We start from the raw sequence: 14,829 nt of genomic DNA on the forward strand, positions 1-14,829 counted from the left end.
TTTAAACGGTTTGGTTGTTTGAAACACTATCCGTTTCGATTTTATCTTCTTCCTGAAGAGTTTCAGTTTCTTCCTCGTTAATCTCTTTAGTTTCCTCTATCTGCCACTCATTTTCTTCAGTATTCTTCTCCTTTTTATCCTTTTCTTCTTCTTTACAATCCAGACATGTTAAGCCTTTGTCTGTCATTTGCATCAAATGACCTGACAATTCATAGCTTTTCAAACCACTAGTATTCTTTGCAAATCGTAAGTACCTAGAAGTGTTCTTATCAAGTTTTAAATATTGCCCTTCTTTCAGAAAAAGATCTATACGAACGCCAGAAGCTCTATAACCTAAGCCTTCATCTATTACAAGCTGGCCATCTAATAATAATTTATTAAATTCTTGATTGCTGTTATATACTATTTTTTCAGCATTTTCTCTTGCTTTTAAACGGGTTCTACCAAAAGCTCTTTTTCTAATTCTAAGATCAGAATCATCCTCATTAGCCAATTTTATATACAAATCAACATTGTTTGAGTAGAACTTCTCTTTGTTATCATCATCTATGAATTTTTTAAAAGCAAAATCAGAATGAAAATAACTGTTTTCAGGAATGTTGGTATTAAATTTCATTTTGACACTCAATGTGTCATTTGGTTGGATTACCAATTCATTACTTTCAGTAAACATTTCTTCCTTAGCGAAATGAGATCCTGTTCTTAATCCAATATATATAGTTCCTAGCAAGGCCAAAAGCCAAATACCTAACAATACCAATTTACCCGTTCTACTAATGGTTTTTGTTTTACTGGAGATGATGAATAATCCTAAAAAGAATAACATCAATAGTGGAATTCCGGCAAGGACTAAAATCAACAAAGAAATGATCCATGTGGGTACTCCGGTAGGATTGATGATTTGAATATCTTCATCAAACATACCTTCAATACCCATAAAGTCAACAGCACCGGCCGTAAATACGCTTACAATAACCGCTATCAAAGCAACGGCAGCAGAAAATATAAGGATGACCCCAATAAACTTGCCAATGATCATAAAGAACGTAACGATGATCTTTCCTAGAACATCTATAAGGTCTTGAATACCTGAACGGGTTTTACTCCCGTTCCCTATTCTCTTTTTTTTTAAAGAGCTGGTTACATTTTCATAGCCTTCTTTTACAGCTTCAGAAACTTCGGTTGCTGCACCTTTAATGCTCTCAGACGCACTTTCAAATTCTGCACGCACTCTTTTCTCTATATTGCTGATGTTCACTGGCTCACCTTCCATTTGTAATTTGTCTGCAGTGGTCTTTGCTTCAGGAAGTAAAATCCATAGTACGATGTACAATAAGATTCCGAAACCAAATCCTGCAAATACACTGATCAAGAAAGCAATACGTATCCATATAACATCAACATCAAAATAATACGCAATACCAGAGGCTACACCTGCTAAGAATTTATCTTCACCATCACGAAATAATTTTTTAGAGGTTGAACCATAATTAGACTTGGTATAACTCTTTCTGTCTTGCTCATTGAATAGTTCTTCATCAACCAGATAATCTTCAGGCTGCCCCATAACAGTAATCACCTCGTCAATATCAGACTCGCTTATGACTTGGCGAGCATCCTTAACTTTTTCTGACAACAATTCACCAATACGCAATTCTATATCAGAAATTATCTCATCTCTGCCTTTTGGGTCATCACTTAATGATCTGCGAATAGCATCTAAATATCTTTTTAATTTTTGATAAGCGGTTTCATCAATATGAAAAAAGATTCCTCCCAGGTTTATATTTATTGTTTTGTTCATTTTTTTGTTGGTTTTTTGCTAGTTACGGTCTTTACTGCACTTACAAGTTCACTCCAGGTAGTATTTAATTCTTTTAAAAACAAGATACCTGTTTCTGTTAAGGCATAATATTTTCTTGGCGGCCCAGAGGTAGACTCCTCCCATCTATAGCTAAGCAGTCCGGCATTTTTAAGGCGGGTAAGTAACGGATATACTGTACCCTCTACCACCAGTAACTTAGCGTCTTTTAGTCGCGATAGAATTTCAGAAGTGTATGCATCTCCATCTTGTAAAATAGAGAGTATGCAAAACTCTAAAACTCCTTTACGCATTTGCGCCTTTGTATTTTCTATCTTCATAATTATTCGGTTCTTTTAGATTGTTGCGAATAGTGTCATGAGTACATTCATGACAAAAACGATAATGGCGGTTAGTATTGACAACATAATTTGGTTTATTTTATAAATTTTATGGTTAAAGGGTAGTTATATTCTTCTCCTCTACTGGCTTTAACAGCAGCTACGATGGCTAATACAAACCTGATGAATATAATAGCTGATATAATAGTACCTATACTGAGGATACCAAACAGATTATCAAAACCATAACTTAAATCAAAGTGAAAGTCTAAATGATCTAGATCATCTATATGGCGAATATTACTAAAGATGGTTCCTAGTGCAAACGGGAATGCCAAAATACCCAAGGCAAACACATACAATACATAGCTCAGGTTAAAATTCACTGCTTCTACTCCACTTTTGTCTATAAATTCACTTCTTTCTTTATTTATAGACCACATAATCAATGGTGCAACAACGCCCCCAAATGGAAATGCAAAACTGGCAAATGCCGATACGTGTGTTAAAAAAGCTGTATTTTTTTCTCTTTGAGTCAACATAATTTTAATCTTTATAATACTTGACAATGCAAATATATAAACAAAAAACAGTATTATGCAATACAAAGTACTATAAATTTACAAAATTTAACAATTCGTTAACATTTATAGAGTCATATATTTTGGTTAAATTGTGGCATTATTCTTATGATATATGCCTAAATACACTGTTAGTAATCTCAATAAGTTTTTACTGCTAAAACTGCCCTCTGCCTATCTTTCCGGAGTGCGCGTTAAGTCAATTTCTGATAATGAAGCAGTAGCTACTGTTAAGCATAGATGGATCAATCAAAACCCTTTTAGATCTTTATACTGGGCTACGCAAGGTATGGCTTCTGAATTGGCTACAGGTGTCTTGGTGATGAAGAAAATACGTGAAAGTGGTCACAACATATCAATGCTGGTGCGTGAACAAAAAGGAGAATTTACTAAGAAAGCTACGGGTCGTATCAATTTTGTATGTAATGACGGGTACCTAATCAATGAAGCTATTCAAAGTACTATTGAAACGGGTGAAGGGCAGACAGTCATGTTGACAGCAGAAGGTATTGATGAACAAGGTGATTCCGTATCAAAATTTACCTATACATGGGGGATAAAAGTGAAGAACAATTAAGTTGTTCTCAAAAATGCACTGCGTAGAATTATGAATAATCGATTGCCCTTATGATAATAACAAATAACCATTAAAATGAAACAGATTTTAGTAATCATTGTTTTTACAGGAGTTTTAATCTCTTGTAATACTTCCAACAAAACCAAAAATACAATTGAAGAATCCTCTAAGAAAGAAACCGTAAAGGATAGTACATCTGATGATGTCAAAAAACAACTAATTGCAATTGATACGGATGAAGCATTAATTGCTACTGCCTTAATGGCTGCTCCTGAAGCAAGTAGGTCCGGATGTAAAGTAATAGGCTATAATATGGCTGGTGAATTTGTGACACTAAGGGAAGGAAATAATGAATTTATTGTTATTGCAGATAATCCTAAAAAGAATGGATTTAACGCTGCCTCTTATCACAAAGACCTGGAACCTTTTATGGCAAGAGGACGGGAACTAAGAGCAGAAGGAAAAACAGCAGCAGAAATCTTTGATATCAGGGAAGCAGAGGCAAAATCAGGCAAGCTAGATATGGGAAAACCAGGCTCTACTTTACATATTTATTATGGACCTGATCAATTGTACGACCCCATGACTTCTGAGGTAGAAGGAGCGCAATACCGGTACGTTGTCTATTTACCTTTTGCCACCGCTCAATCTACGGGTCTACCAGAAAAACCTATTAGTTCTAACCACCCTTGGATAATGAATCCCGGAACACATAGAGCTCATATTATGATTACACCTTTATCCGAAAATAGAAAATAACTTAAAAAGTAACAAAAACGAGCACCATACATAATTAGCTATCCCAGACTACAACAGAATATTATTGTGAATCATATCAATACGAAACAATACGCTCATCTTCGCTCGTAATTATGAAAAACCTAGCGCTCATAGTATTAATTGCTATTCTTTTGAGTAGTTGCAAATCAAAAACATCTGAATATGACAACTACACATCTGACACATTAAAAATTAAAAAGGTAAGTGAAAACACTTTTAAACATATTTCTTATTTAGATACCAAAAGTTATGGAAAATATCCTTGTAATGGAATGATCTATCTTAACGGAAATGAAGCCATCGTTTTTGATACGCCAACTAATGGTAAAGCATCAACTGAATTAATCAATTGGATAGGAAAAAAGCGAATAAAAGCAGTTGTTGTTACCCATTTTCATATTGACTGCCTAGGTGGGTTGCAAGAATTTCACTTAAACAATATTAAATCGTATGCTAGTAATAAAACAATCAGGCTAGCTAAAAATGATCATAAAATTCTACCTCAAATTGGCTTTGATGAAAAGACAGAGTTTGTAATAGGAAATGAAGTTGTTCGAGCTAAGTTTTTTGGAGAAGGTCATACAAAAGATAACATTATAGGTTACATTCCAAGCGAAAAAATTATGTTCGGAGGGTGTTTAATAAAACATATAAATGCCACAAAAGGAAATTTGGCAGATGCAAATACTGATGATTGGCCTAAGACTGTTGAGAGAATAAAAAGAGAACTACCTGAAGTAGAAACCGTAATTCCAGGACATGGAGATAATGGTGGAGTAGAGCTTTTGGATTACACAATTAATCTTTTTAAAGATAATTAAATATATTTTTAGAGGCGTACTTGAAATTTAAAAGAGTCTAACTTTTTGAAAATAAAACACCTATATGAAGAGCACTATTTCTAATTCTTATTATGAACGATAACAAATGAAACTATCAAAAGAAAACTATTCTAAAGCAAGAGATTTTATATTGACAAATGCAAGAATGATAGAACGGCGTTTGTTTGAATATCACTTTGTAAATGGAAATAAAGAAGGGGTTTTTCATGCTGTATATGCTTACAGAAATGCTGATGGTGGTTTTGGGCATGGCATGGAACCTGACACCGCATCACCTGAAAGTCAACCACTCTTTAGTATTATGGCGCTCGAAATACTTGATGAAATTAGTTATTTGACCAAAGAAATCATACTAAAAGACTTTATGCCCTATTTTGAAAGCATCACAACAGAAAAAGGTGGTATTCCTTGGATGTTTAGACCTAAAAATGATTATCCATGTGAAGGACATTTTAAGACGGTTAAAGAATGGGCAGCTCTAAGCACTACTGCACCACTACTTGGAATTTTGGAGAAACACAATATTGAGATCCCTTGGATGCAAAAAGCTGAAGAATTTATTTGGAATGAATTTGAACGAATTCAAGACAAACACGTTTTTTGTTATTTGTGTGTGCCAAGATGGTTAACATTTTTGACCAATACTAAAAGTAAAGAGAAAGCAAATAAAAGAATCAATAACTTAAAAAAGTGGATATTGGCAGATGGTGTTATGTGTAAAGACACTTCAGGTGAAGGTTGGGGACTCTATGAAAAACCACATAGCCTAAATTATGCACCTTCACCAGAGAGTATTTTAAGCTCAATTTTTTCTAAAGAAACGATTGACTCTGATTTAGAAGCCTTAATCAAACGTCAACAACGTGATGGAAGATGGGATACCTGGTATGGTATTAGTGAAGGTACAAAATTAGAATGGGCAGGTATACAAACCTTGTGGACTTTGAAGGTTCTGAAAAATTATGATAGTATTGAAAAGCAAAAAACTATGCAAAACAACACTTTGCAATAATTACATTTAATTTTCCTTTAAAGAAATTATTTACAATGTATTTTATTTTCTAAATACTGCTAACAATACAAGTCAATCACAAACTATTTTAATAAAAGGCAACTTCTCTAATGCCGCCTCACCCTATTTCACTATATTTCCATAAAATTGCTTAGCTCATCACAACTACCAAGGTAATTGAGAAAAATTCTATTGAAAAAATGAGAAAATTAATTACCAAATTTGATTCCATTCTATTTAACAAATTATATTCCTTTATTAAAAGAAAAAAACAATTGTTGACTTCACAATCTAGGTTAAAAATTATGCAAAGAAACGTTACTCGTTTTAAACATGATATGACATTAAATGATTTAGTTGTCAAGCCCAAAACTGATGTTTTGAGATGTTCACAACTTCTAAAAGAGAATGGAATTGTAGTCATAGAAAACTTCTTAGATCATAAATTGGCACTTAATGCCGGTAAGGAATTTTTAGAATTTATAAGAGTCAAAAGAATCAAAGAGAAATTAGAAGATACAAGCTATATAGAAACAGAAGATTTTCTGCTACAAAATGATATTTCTAAACTGAAAGGATATCATGAATTTTCTAATTACCATAAACCAGTAATTGTGCTAAGAAGAAAAGAAAAAAATGAAATAGATGGGGGAATGCTGGATGCATTTGGATTTGACAAATTACTTATTAAAAAATTTCCTTATTTGTTAAAGTGTTATTCAAAAATTTCAAGTGATTATATTAAATCTATTATTTCGGGTCAATCAAGAAAAGGAATTCAACAGCAACAATTAAATATCTATTTAAATGAATCTGTAGAGAATACAAGAAGTTGGCATATTGATAGTCTATTTGAGTCATACAAAGTATTCTTATACCTAAGAGATTGTGAACATACAGAAGATGGCCCTTATGGGTACGTACCAAAATCTCAAATAAAACGTAAGAAAATTAAATCTAATATAAAGAATAACCTGAATTACAATGGGCTTTATTCTCATGAGGACATTCTTTTACCAGATACAGCTGGAATTCCAATTTTAGCCAAAGCTGGCACATTAGTAATATCAGCACAAAATGGAATTCATAGAGGGTTTAAACAAGCAAATGGCAAATGTAGAATAGTAATGGTAGACAGTTATTATAAATAGAAAAATGAGTAGCAAATGACTATACAAATAGTACTTGTACTTCTTCTTACATTTATTATTCATTTGATTGGTACATTGTCTTATTCTGTAAGAATTGCAGGAACTAGGACCCGGAAAATTGCAGTTTCATTAGCTGTTTTCAATATCATGGTGCTTATTTCAAGAACTTCAAATTCTTTTCAAGCTCCTTTATTAGCAAAATGGATTGAAAATAATATTAATCAGAATATTAATCCCGGAACCTTTGAAATAAGATTGATTTTATTAGTGACCTCAGTAGCTACAGTTTTTGGAGCACTTTTAATTCCAACTTTTCAAAGAGTACTATCTAAAGCTGTTTTAAAATTTAGTGTTCATAAATCAATTCCAAAATTAATTTTACATAGCTTTACTAAAACTGGAATTAGGCAATTTGCTAGTGAAATCAGTTTACCAAGCAAGAAGAATTTAACGGTACATACAGCTGGGAAATTTCCATTAAAAATGTTTATTTTTAACTGTATTGCAGTTGCCCTTTTTACCGTTGGTGTATTATCGGCACTCTATGCAGGGTTTATTACTCCTGAATTAAGAACCACAGCAAGTTCATTGTCAGCTATTGTTAATGGGCTTGCGAGTATCTTAATATTTGTAATAATTGACCCTTATTTATCCATTCTCACTGATGAAGTTGTAGAGGGAAAATATAGCGAAACTGAATTTAGAGCAAACATAAGGTATATGGTACTTTCCAGATTAATAGGCACTGTTTTAGCTCAATTTTTATTAGTGCCATTTGCTAACTTTATTGCATGGGTAGCTGAAATAATCTAAGTGCAAAGCATAACAAAATCTAAATTAAGATACATTTATCAACGGCTCCATAATTTATTACTACAGTTATTTTATTGGATTGTTGCAGAATTTCAAAGCTAGAAATTCATATGCTAAAGAACTATTAGCCGTTTTATTTATTAAATTAGTCGCAAAACCCAATGCTAGAAATCTTATAAAAAAAGTTTGTTTCGGATAGAGCCAAAAAATAATACAACAAGCTTATAAATAAAATACCATGAGTAACACTAGCCACCACGATGAACGTATTGCAACTATGAGTTTCACTTCAGTATACCCTCATTATGTAACAAAAGTCGAAAAGAAAGGTAGAACCAAAGAAGAATTACATCAAGTAATTGAATGGCTCACCGGTTATAATGAGAAGAAGCTGCAACAACTTATTAAAGAAAAAACAACTTTTCAACTATTCTTTCAAAATGCCAAGCTGAACCCTAATGCACATCTTATTAAAGGTGTTATCTGTGGCTACAGAGTAGAAGAAATTGAAAACCCCTTAACTCAAAAAGTCAGGTATTTAGATAAGTTAGTGGATGAATTGGCAAAGGGGCGCAAAATGGAAAAAATATTACGGACAGTGTAGTCATCTTATATTTAAAGAACTGTCAAACAATATAAAACCGTATTCATTGAATTTTAAAAAACTACCAACAGAACGGTTATTGTTAAGAACACTAAAAGAAATGGACTGGAAAGCCCTTCAATTTTTGCGTTCAGACCCTAGCGTAAATGAATTTGTAATACGTCCATTAACCCGTTCAAAAAAAGAAGCTTTAGCATTTATTCAAGAGAAACAAACTGGTACAAATAAACAAGAGTATTTTTATTGGGTGATTACACGTAAAGGAAATGATACAATGATTGGTAGTATTAGTCTTTGGAATTTTTCTAAAAACAGAAAAACAGCAGAAGTAGGTTATGACCTGCATCCTGATCATCACAAGAAAGGAATTATGAATGAAGCCTTACAAAGAGTGATAGTTTTTGGTTTTAATAAGCTAAAATTGGATACTATTGAAGCTTACACGCACAAAGAAAATATAGCTTCTAAAAATTTATTGGAAAGAAATGGTTTTGAATTGGTTCCAAATAGAGCTGACCCTGAAAATGAAAATAATATTATATATTCATTGAGGAGAATGTAACAAAACAATAAACGCATCAACATATAAATACTAAACTTAAACAAAATGACAGCACACGAAATTGACTATACCATCTACGGTGAAGAAATGCAATACGTAGAAATAGAGTTAGACCCCCAAGAAGCCGTAGTGGCTGAATCAGGTAGTTTTATGATGATGGAAAGCGGCATTAAGATGGATACCATTTTTGGCGACGGTTCAGGGCAAACAAAAGGTGTATTAGGTAAAATATTCTCTGCCGGAAAACGTATACTAACTGGTGAGAGTTTATTTATGACTGCTTTCTTAAATGTTGATCAAGGGAAAAAGAAAGTTTCATTTGCATCGCCATATCCTGGAAAGATTATTCCTTTAGACCTTACCGACTTTGGTGGTAAATTTATTTGCCAAAAAGATGCTTTTTTGTGTGCAGCAAAAGGGGTTTCTATAGGCATAGAATTTTCTAAAAAACTAGGTAGAGGACTCTTTGGTGGTGAAGGATTTATCATGCAAAAATTAGAAGGTGATGGTATGGCCTTTATGCATGCAGGCGGTACTGTTGCAAAGAAAGAATTGCAAGCAGGTGAAACATTAAAAGTTGATACAGGATGTATTGTAGGCTTTGATCAGACTATAAACTATGATATTGAATTTGTAGGCGGTATTAAAAATACAGTTTTTGGTGGTGAAGGGCTCTTCTTTGCTACCTTACAAGGACCAGGTACAGTTTATGTACAATCACTACCATTTAGTCGTTTGGCCGGTAGAATCATTATGTCTGCACCCCGCACAGGAGGAAGAGATAAAGGTGAAGGAAGCATTCTTGGCGGACTTGGTGATATTTTAGACGGAGATAACCGATTTTAGAAACTGAATATCATTCTGAACTTTTGGGACAAAAGTGTGAGAATCTGTTAAAGCAGAACTAGAAATTGACAGGTTGGTACGCTTTACTTGAAATGACAAATATTAAATAACTGTTATCTTGAACGAAGTGAAAGGTCTCAATTCAGATAATTTTAACTCATTTATATGTAATTGCACCCATTGATATTATTCCTTACTCTTAATATCAGCGATAAATTTCTCTAATTGCTGACCATATTTAGAGGCTTTAACCTCATCGGTCAAAGAAGTATTTATAGTATCTAATAACTTAATATTTGCGTTATACAATTCAGAGATGGCCAAATAAGGTGCCAATTCAGAGTCTGCATTTGTTACTGCAAAATTAGTAGTGTATAAATATCTTCTCTTTATCAGGTTATTCTTTAAATTAACAATAGAGTCCAATTTTAACGAATCATCTCTACTTTCAAATTCTGCTTTGATAAGCTCAAGATTCTGTTCACTAAATTTACCTACTATACCGTTGTACTCATCTAATAACTGCTGATTCTTTTGGCCTTCAATTTTTGCCGCAACTACAAACTTATCCAATTTAGTATTGATCTTAATCTCACCTTGTTCACCAAAGAAAGGAATTCGTTTTTTAGTATCTGAACCTAGTGTTAAGTAGTATACTTCAGGGCTTTCAATTTCATCGTTTAGATTAAATACACCAACACCATCTAACGTAATTGAGTCTACTGAAACTATGGTTGTATCTTTCATTTTTTGTAGATACAAGGTCCCTTTTTTCAATCCCTTTACCTCACCTGTTACCAACATTGATTCTTTTTTATCAACACCACAGGCAGTGAAAAGAATAGCAATAAGAACTAAACAAATTATATTCCTCATCATCAAATTTTAATGGTTGCGAATATAGAGATTTTATAGATTCCTGCCTACGCAGGAATGGCAAGCTTTACAAAGAATTTAATATTAAATTACCCTCCAGCAGCAATTTGCATAAGGATAGTACACCCTATAGCAGCAACAGTACCAACAGCATAGCCAAATACAGCCAATAGTACACCAACTGTTGCTAATGAAGGATGAAAAGCCGCAGCAACAACCGGTGCAGAAGCTGCTCCACCTACGTTTGCCTGACTACCTACAGCTAAGAAGAAATAAGGTGCCTTAATCAATTTGGCTACTAAAATAAGTAACAAGGCGTGTATTGCCATCCAAACAAATCCAATTGCTACGAGGCCTAGATTATCAAATATTAATCTTAAATCCATTTTCATACCAATACTTGCTACTAAAATATAAATGAAGACACTACCAATTTTACTTGCTCCTGCACCTTCATATTTACGCATATTCGTAAATGATAGTGCTATAGCTATGAGTGTTGAAATACTTACCATCCAAAAGAATTGTGAACCTAAAAATGTAAAAATATTTTTAGTTGTTGCGTTTTCAATACCAGCAACAAAGGTTTCAAAATAGGTGCTCAAATAATTTGCTGCAAAATGAGCAATACTAACAGACCCAAACGCAATAGCCGCTAATATCATCATATCAGATAAACTTGGGTTCCGTTCTACCTTTTTAGAAAAACTAGAGACCTTTTCTTTTAATTCTTCAATTGCCGTAGTATCTGCTTTTAACCATGTATTAATTCTTTTTGATTTGCCAATCCCTATAAGGATAATAGCCATCCAAACATTAGCTACAACAATATCAACAAAGACCATCCCTCCATATAGTTTTTGATTATAACCATAAATCTCCAACATGGCAGCCTGGTTTGCTCCGCCACCAATCCAACTTCCTGCAAGTGTAGATAACCCCCTCCAAACTGCATCTGCTCCTACTCCACCAACTGTTTCAGGTGAAACCAAAGAAATCAATAAAATAGCAATTGGCCCTCCAATCACAATGCCAATAGTTCCTGTAAAAAACATAGCCAGCGCTTTCCAACCCAAGTTATATACCGCCTTTAAATCAATGCTCAAAGTCATCAATACCAAGGCTGCTGGCAACAAATAACGGCTCGACATATAGTATAAATTAGTTTTATGCTTGGTTACTTCTCCTGCTTCATTTACCGTTTCCCAATCTGGAGCAATTAACCCCAGTGTAGTGAACAAGGCCGGTATCATATAAGCCAAAAACAAAGCAGGTATTATACTATAAAATTTCTTCCAAAAACCATCTTTTTGAGAGGAAGTGTAGAAAATAAAGCCCAATGCAACCATTAAAAGACCAAAGACTATGGTGTCTTGTGTAAATAAAGGAGATGTATCTTTAGTTTGAAGCATGCTTAAAGAAATAAATACCGAATTTAAAATCATAATTTTAACCTAAAAATATATCTCTACTCTAATTAATATAATCTGAATTATTGACCTACAAAGAAAATAGCATTACAAAATGCCAATTTACCATTTTCCCAAAAACTTCTGAATAAAGGATTGTCTGCCAAATAAATTACTTCTCCACTACCTATAGATTCAACACCAAACACTAAAGATTTATCAACATTCTTAAGCGCATTAGCTCCCGCAAAGCCGCTTACTTGATCTTTCTTATCTTTAATAACACTTACATTTTGTCCATCTTTTAAATAGGCATAGTGATTATTATTTAAACGTAGTGTATGATAGTGTTTATCATATCCAAATCCTAAAGGATTTGTATTGTCCATTATAGCTTTAAAAACACTCCCTGTAATTAGATTAGAAATAGATTGACGCTCTAGATTATCAAAAGCTTCCAATTCCAATTTTTCTTTCAGTTCTTTCTCCTTTTTCTCAACCGCTTTTTTCTCATCATCATCTTTAAACTTAGAAAGTTTAAATTCTTTACTTGAAGCAAATTTATTGAGCGCTCTGTCAACGGCTATAAGCCTGCCACCTTGCTTTACCCATTCTTTTAATGATTTTAACCTACTTTCACTCAATGTATTACCATACCATCCATTTGGTAAAATAAGCACATTATATTTATTAAGGTTTATGCTGCTAAAATAATCAGCATCTAAAACGGTTACAGGGTACTGTAATTGTTGCTCAAAGAAATGCCATATTTCTCCAAAACTTAGTGTAGATACACCTTTACCAGATAAAAGTGCCACTTTAGGAGGTTTTATATATCGAACCGTTGATGAACCAAAATCTTTTCCTTTACTTACCATTCCTGTGGAAACAGCATTTAAATTTCTACCATGTTCTTTTGCAATTTTTCTAACTTTTTCGTCAAATTGGTCACCCAATTTTTCATTGCCTGTTCTAGTTATAATTAATGACCCAGGTTTATAATCCTTACCTTCGACACTAAACGCCTGTGATGCGAAGCGAACCTTAATCTTATGTTTTAACAAGTCTCCTAAAAAGGAAGCATCTGCAACACTGCTCCATTTGGAAATGTAGGCATACGGTTTTGAAACACCATCGACTTTTCCTTCAATATCTATTTCAGTTGCATCTTTTACTGCCACTGTATTCTGTAAGGCATAGGCTTTTAATCCACGTGCATAAGGTAAAGACCATGCTGTTATATCATAGGTTAATGAATCCTTTAATTTAGCTTGAGGTTCAAATAATGATTTTATCAAATTTGACTTCGGTTGATTCATATTAATCACCAAATCGTTACCGGAAAGTTTAATCGTCTGGTTTTTATTTGATACATAGTCAAATCCTTTTACTGAAGATGTTGAAGTAGAGTTGCCATATTTTATATCATGTCGGTCTAATAATTTTCGCAAACTATTAATCTTATCTATATCATTTGAACCACTTATAACAAAACTCTTATACTTTCCTTTAGGGCTGCTTTTCGCCTTACTGAAATAATCTTTATATTCTTTTTTTAATTTATCCGCTTTGGTAGATGCTACCTCTATGGTAGATAAACCAGTTGTATAATGATGTTGAATTCTATCTTTTAAGGATAACTCATTCCCTTCTGAATTTGTAATTCCCAAACCTGCTCTACCATGACCAGCTTGCTCATAGGTCATACCTATAGCTCCGTTAAAAGTAGGATAGGTATCACCATAACTAGGGTACAGTAAATCAAACCATTCTTTTGTAAAATATAACCACCCGTTCTTGTCAAAATACTTTGCATGATTTTGACCAATTGTCTTTTGAAAATCACGTTGAAACTGTGTAATCACTTCGTGGTATGGCTCTGCAGCTGGCGCAAAATAATATGGATTATCAACGCCTTGCTCATGAAAATCAACATGTATATGGGGTAGCCATTTATTATATTGCTTTATGCGTTGTTGTGATTCTATCTGAGTAGCCCATGCCCAATCTCTATTCAAATCAAACATATAATGGTTAGGTCTACCGCTTAACCAAGGTTCATGATGTTCTTTTGCATCAGGATTCACATTATAAGGGCTATTTCCATATTGGTTGTACCAATTTGCATAACGATCTCTCCCGTCTGGATTGATACATGGGTCTATAATAATAATGGTGTTTTTCAACCATTCTTTAGTTTGCTGATTATTAGGGTCTACTAAAGCGAATAATGTTTTCATAGAGGCCTCAATACTAGAGGCTTCATTACCATGTACATTATAACTTAACCAAACCACTGAAATATCATCATTCGGTGTTCCTTCTATAACTCCAGCATTCTTCAAATGATTTTGACGTAACTCTTCTAACCTTGAAAAATTTTCTGGTGCAGTGATATAAGCCAAATATAAAGGGCGATGCTCATAAGTCTCCCCATATTTTTCAAGCTTTACATTACTATTGGTCTCCGCAACATGCTTAAAATAATCTACTACTTGATGATGACGTGAAAAGCGTTCACCCAATTCATAACCTAAAAATTCTTTTGGTGATTTGGTTTGAGAAAAAATTGCAAAAGAAACTAATAAGGTAAATAGAAAAGAGAAGTTTTTCATTGTAAAATTGAGTTAGAAA

15 protein-coding genes are annotated in these 14,829 nt (G+C 33.4%); 9 read left to right on the top strand and 6 right to left on the bottom strand.

Translation table 11 applies throughout. The features are described 5' to 3' along the window. Position 1 precedes the first annotated feature (1 nt). The 3 genes from AC1EU5_RS05450 to AC1EU5_RS05460 form a co-directional block, all read right to left on the bottom strand. A complete protein-coding gene (locus tag AC1EU5_RS05450; protein ID WP_480191354.1) occupies positions 2–1,804 on the bottom strand; it encodes a PspC domain-containing protein in 1,803 nt (600 codons plus the stop codon). Then, the gene (locus AC1EU5_RS05455) at positions 1,801–2,142 is read right to left on the bottom strand and encodes a PadR family transcriptional regulator (protein WP_480191355.1); all 342 of its coding nucleotides are present in this window, start codon (positions 2,140–2,142) and stop codon (positions 1,801–1,803) included. The genes AC1EU5_RS05450 and AC1EU5_RS05455 overlap by 4 nt, the downstream gene beginning before the upstream one ends. Before the next feature lie 95 nt (positions 2,143–2,237). Continuing rightward, a complete protein-coding gene (locus AC1EU5_RS05460) occupies positions 2,238–2,684 on the bottom strand; it encodes a DUF4870 domain-containing protein (protein WP_480191356.1) in 447 nt (148 codons plus the stop codon). A 154-nt stretch (positions 2,685–2,838) separates the two neighbouring features. Between AC1EU5_RS05460 and AC1EU5_RS05465 the strand changes: the two genes are divergently transcribed. From AC1EU5_RS05465 to AC1EU5_RS05505, 9 genes are all read left to right on the top strand, one after another. Next, a complete protein-coding gene (locus AC1EU5_RS05465) occupies positions 2,839–3,300 on the top strand; it encodes a DUF4442 domain-containing protein (protein ID WP_480191357.1) in 462 nt (153 codons plus the stop codon). Between the two features lie 75 nt (positions 3,301–3,375). Further along, on the top strand, positions 3,376–4,059 hold the full coding sequence (locus tag AC1EU5_RS05470; RefSeq protein WP_480191358.1) for a hypothetical protein: 684 nt from the start codon (positions 3,376–3,378) through the stop codon (positions 4,057–4,059). 113 nt (positions 4,060–4,172) lie between these two features. Next, the gene (gene bla / locus AC1EU5_RS05475) at positions 4,173–4,901 is read left to right on the top strand and encodes a subclass B1 metallo-beta-lactamase (protein ID WP_480191359.1); all 729 of its coding nucleotides are present in this window, start codon (positions 4,173–4,175) and stop codon (positions 4,899–4,901) included. Between the two features lie 106 nt (positions 4,902–5,007). Continuing rightward, positions 5,008–5,934, top strand: a complete 927-nt coding sequence (locus tag AC1EU5_RS05480; protein ID WP_480191360.1) for a hypothetical protein — start codon at positions 5,008–5,010, stop codon at positions 5,932–5,934. 305 nt (positions 5,935–6,239) lie between these two features. Continuing rightward, positions 6,240–7,085, top strand: a complete 846-nt coding sequence (locus tag AC1EU5_RS05485) for a hypothetical protein (RefSeq protein WP_480191361.1) — start codon at positions 6,240–6,242, stop codon at positions 7,083–7,085. A gap of 15 nt (positions 7,086–7,100) precedes the next feature. Further along, positions 7,101–7,898, top strand: coding sequence for a lipid II flippase Amj family protein (locus AC1EU5_RS05490; protein WP_480191362.1), 798 nt, complete (start codon positions 7,101–7,103; stop codon positions 7,896–7,898). Positions 7,899–8,136: 238 nt separating this feature from the next. Then, positions 8,137–8,502, top strand: a complete 366-nt coding sequence (locus AC1EU5_RS05495) for a DUF2200 domain-containing protein (RefSeq protein WP_480191363.1) — start codon at positions 8,137–8,139, stop codon at positions 8,500–8,502. 46 nt (positions 8,503–8,548) lie between these two features. After that, complete coding sequence (locus AC1EU5_RS05500) at positions 8,549–9,064, top strand: GNAT family N-acetyltransferase (RefSeq protein WP_480191364.1); 516 nt, start codon at positions 8,549–8,551, stop codon at positions 9,062–9,064. Between the two features lie 45 nt (positions 9,065–9,109). Then, positions 9,110–9,910: a TIGR00266 family protein gene (locus AC1EU5_RS05505; RefSeq protein WP_480191365.1), complete on the top strand. Its 801-nt coding sequence runs from the start codon at positions 9,110–9,112 to the stop codon at positions 9,908–9,910. Positions 9,911–10,096: 186 nt separating this feature from the next. Here the strand turns inward: AC1EU5_RS05505 and AC1EU5_RS05510 are convergent, their stop codons facing one another. The 3 genes from AC1EU5_RS05510 to AC1EU5_RS05520 form a co-directional block, all read right to left on the bottom strand. Further along, entirely contained in the window at positions 10,097–10,786 is a 690-nt protein-coding gene (locus AC1EU5_RS05510) for a DUF4369 domain-containing protein (protein WP_480191366.1), read from the bottom strand. 89 nt (positions 10,787–10,875) lie between these two features. Continuing rightward, a complete protein-coding gene (locus tag AC1EU5_RS05515; protein WP_480191367.1) occupies positions 10,876–12,198 on the bottom strand; it encodes a DUF819 family protein in 1,323 nt (440 codons plus the stop codon). Between the two features lie 80 nt (positions 12,199–12,278). Further along, positions 12,279–14,810, bottom strand: a complete 2,532-nt coding sequence (locus AC1EU5_RS05520) for a M14 family metallopeptidase (RefSeq protein ID WP_480191368.1) — start codon at positions 14,808–14,810, stop codon at positions 12,279–12,281. Between the last annotated feature and the right edge of the window lie 19 nt (positions 14,811–14,829).

Source organism: Maritimimonas sp. 2405UD52-3, assembly GCF_056591715.1.

Excerpts from the sequence above, each read along its gene's own strand:
- AC1EU5_RS05450 (WP_480191354.1), bottom strand. The coding sequence starts at position 1,804 with ATGAACAAAACAATAAATATAAACCTGGGAGGAATCTTTTTTCATATT.
- AC1EU5_RS05455 (WP_480191355.1), bottom strand. The coding sequence starts at position 2,142 with ATGAAGATAGAAAATACAAAGGCGCAAATGCGTAAAGGAGTTTTAGAG.
- AC1EU5_RS05460 (WP_480191356.1), bottom strand. The coding sequence starts at position 2,684 with ATGTTGACTCAAAGAGAAAAAAATACAGCTTTTTTAACACACGTATCG.
- AC1EU5_RS05465 (WP_480191357.1), top strand. The coding sequence starts at position 2,839 with ATGCCTAAATACACTGTTAGTAATCTCAATAAGTTTTTACTGCTAAAA.
- AC1EU5_RS05470 (WP_480191358.1), top strand. The coding sequence starts at position 3,376 with ATGAAACAGATTTTAGTAATCATTGTTTTTACAGGAGTTTTAATCTCT.
- bla (WP_480191359.1), top strand. The coding sequence starts at position 4,173 with ATGAAAAACCTAGCGCTCATAGTATTAATTGCTATTCTTTTGAGTAGT.
- AC1EU5_RS05480 (WP_480191360.1), top strand. The coding sequence starts at position 5,008 with ATGAAACTATCAAAAGAAAACTATTCTAAAGCAAGAGATTTTATATTG.
- AC1EU5_RS05485 (WP_480191361.1), top strand. The coding sequence starts at position 6,240 with ATGCAAAGAAACGTTACTCGTTTTAAACATGATATGACATTAAATGAT.
- AC1EU5_RS05490 (WP_480191362.1), top strand. The coding sequence starts at position 7,101 with ATGACTATACAAATAGTACTTGTACTTCTTCTTACATTTATTATTCAT.
- AC1EU5_RS05495 (WP_480191363.1), top strand. The coding sequence starts at position 8,137 with ATGAGTAACACTAGCCACCACGATGAACGTATTGCAACTATGAGTTTC.
- AC1EU5_RS05505 (WP_480191365.1), top strand. The coding sequence starts at position 9,110 with ATGACAGCACACGAAATTGACTATACCATCTACGGTGAAGAAATGCAA.
- AC1EU5_RS05510 (WP_480191366.1), bottom strand. The coding sequence starts at position 10,786 with ATGAGGAATATAATTTGTTTAGTTCTTATTGCTATTCTTTTCACTGCC.
- AC1EU5_RS05515 (WP_480191367.1), bottom strand. The coding sequence starts at position 12,198 with ATGCTTCAAACTAAAGATACATCTCCTTTATTTACACAAGACACCATA.
- AC1EU5_RS05520 (WP_480191368.1), bottom strand. The coding sequence starts at position 14,810 with ATGAAAAACTTCTCTTTTCTATTTACCTTATTAGTTTCTTTTGCAATT.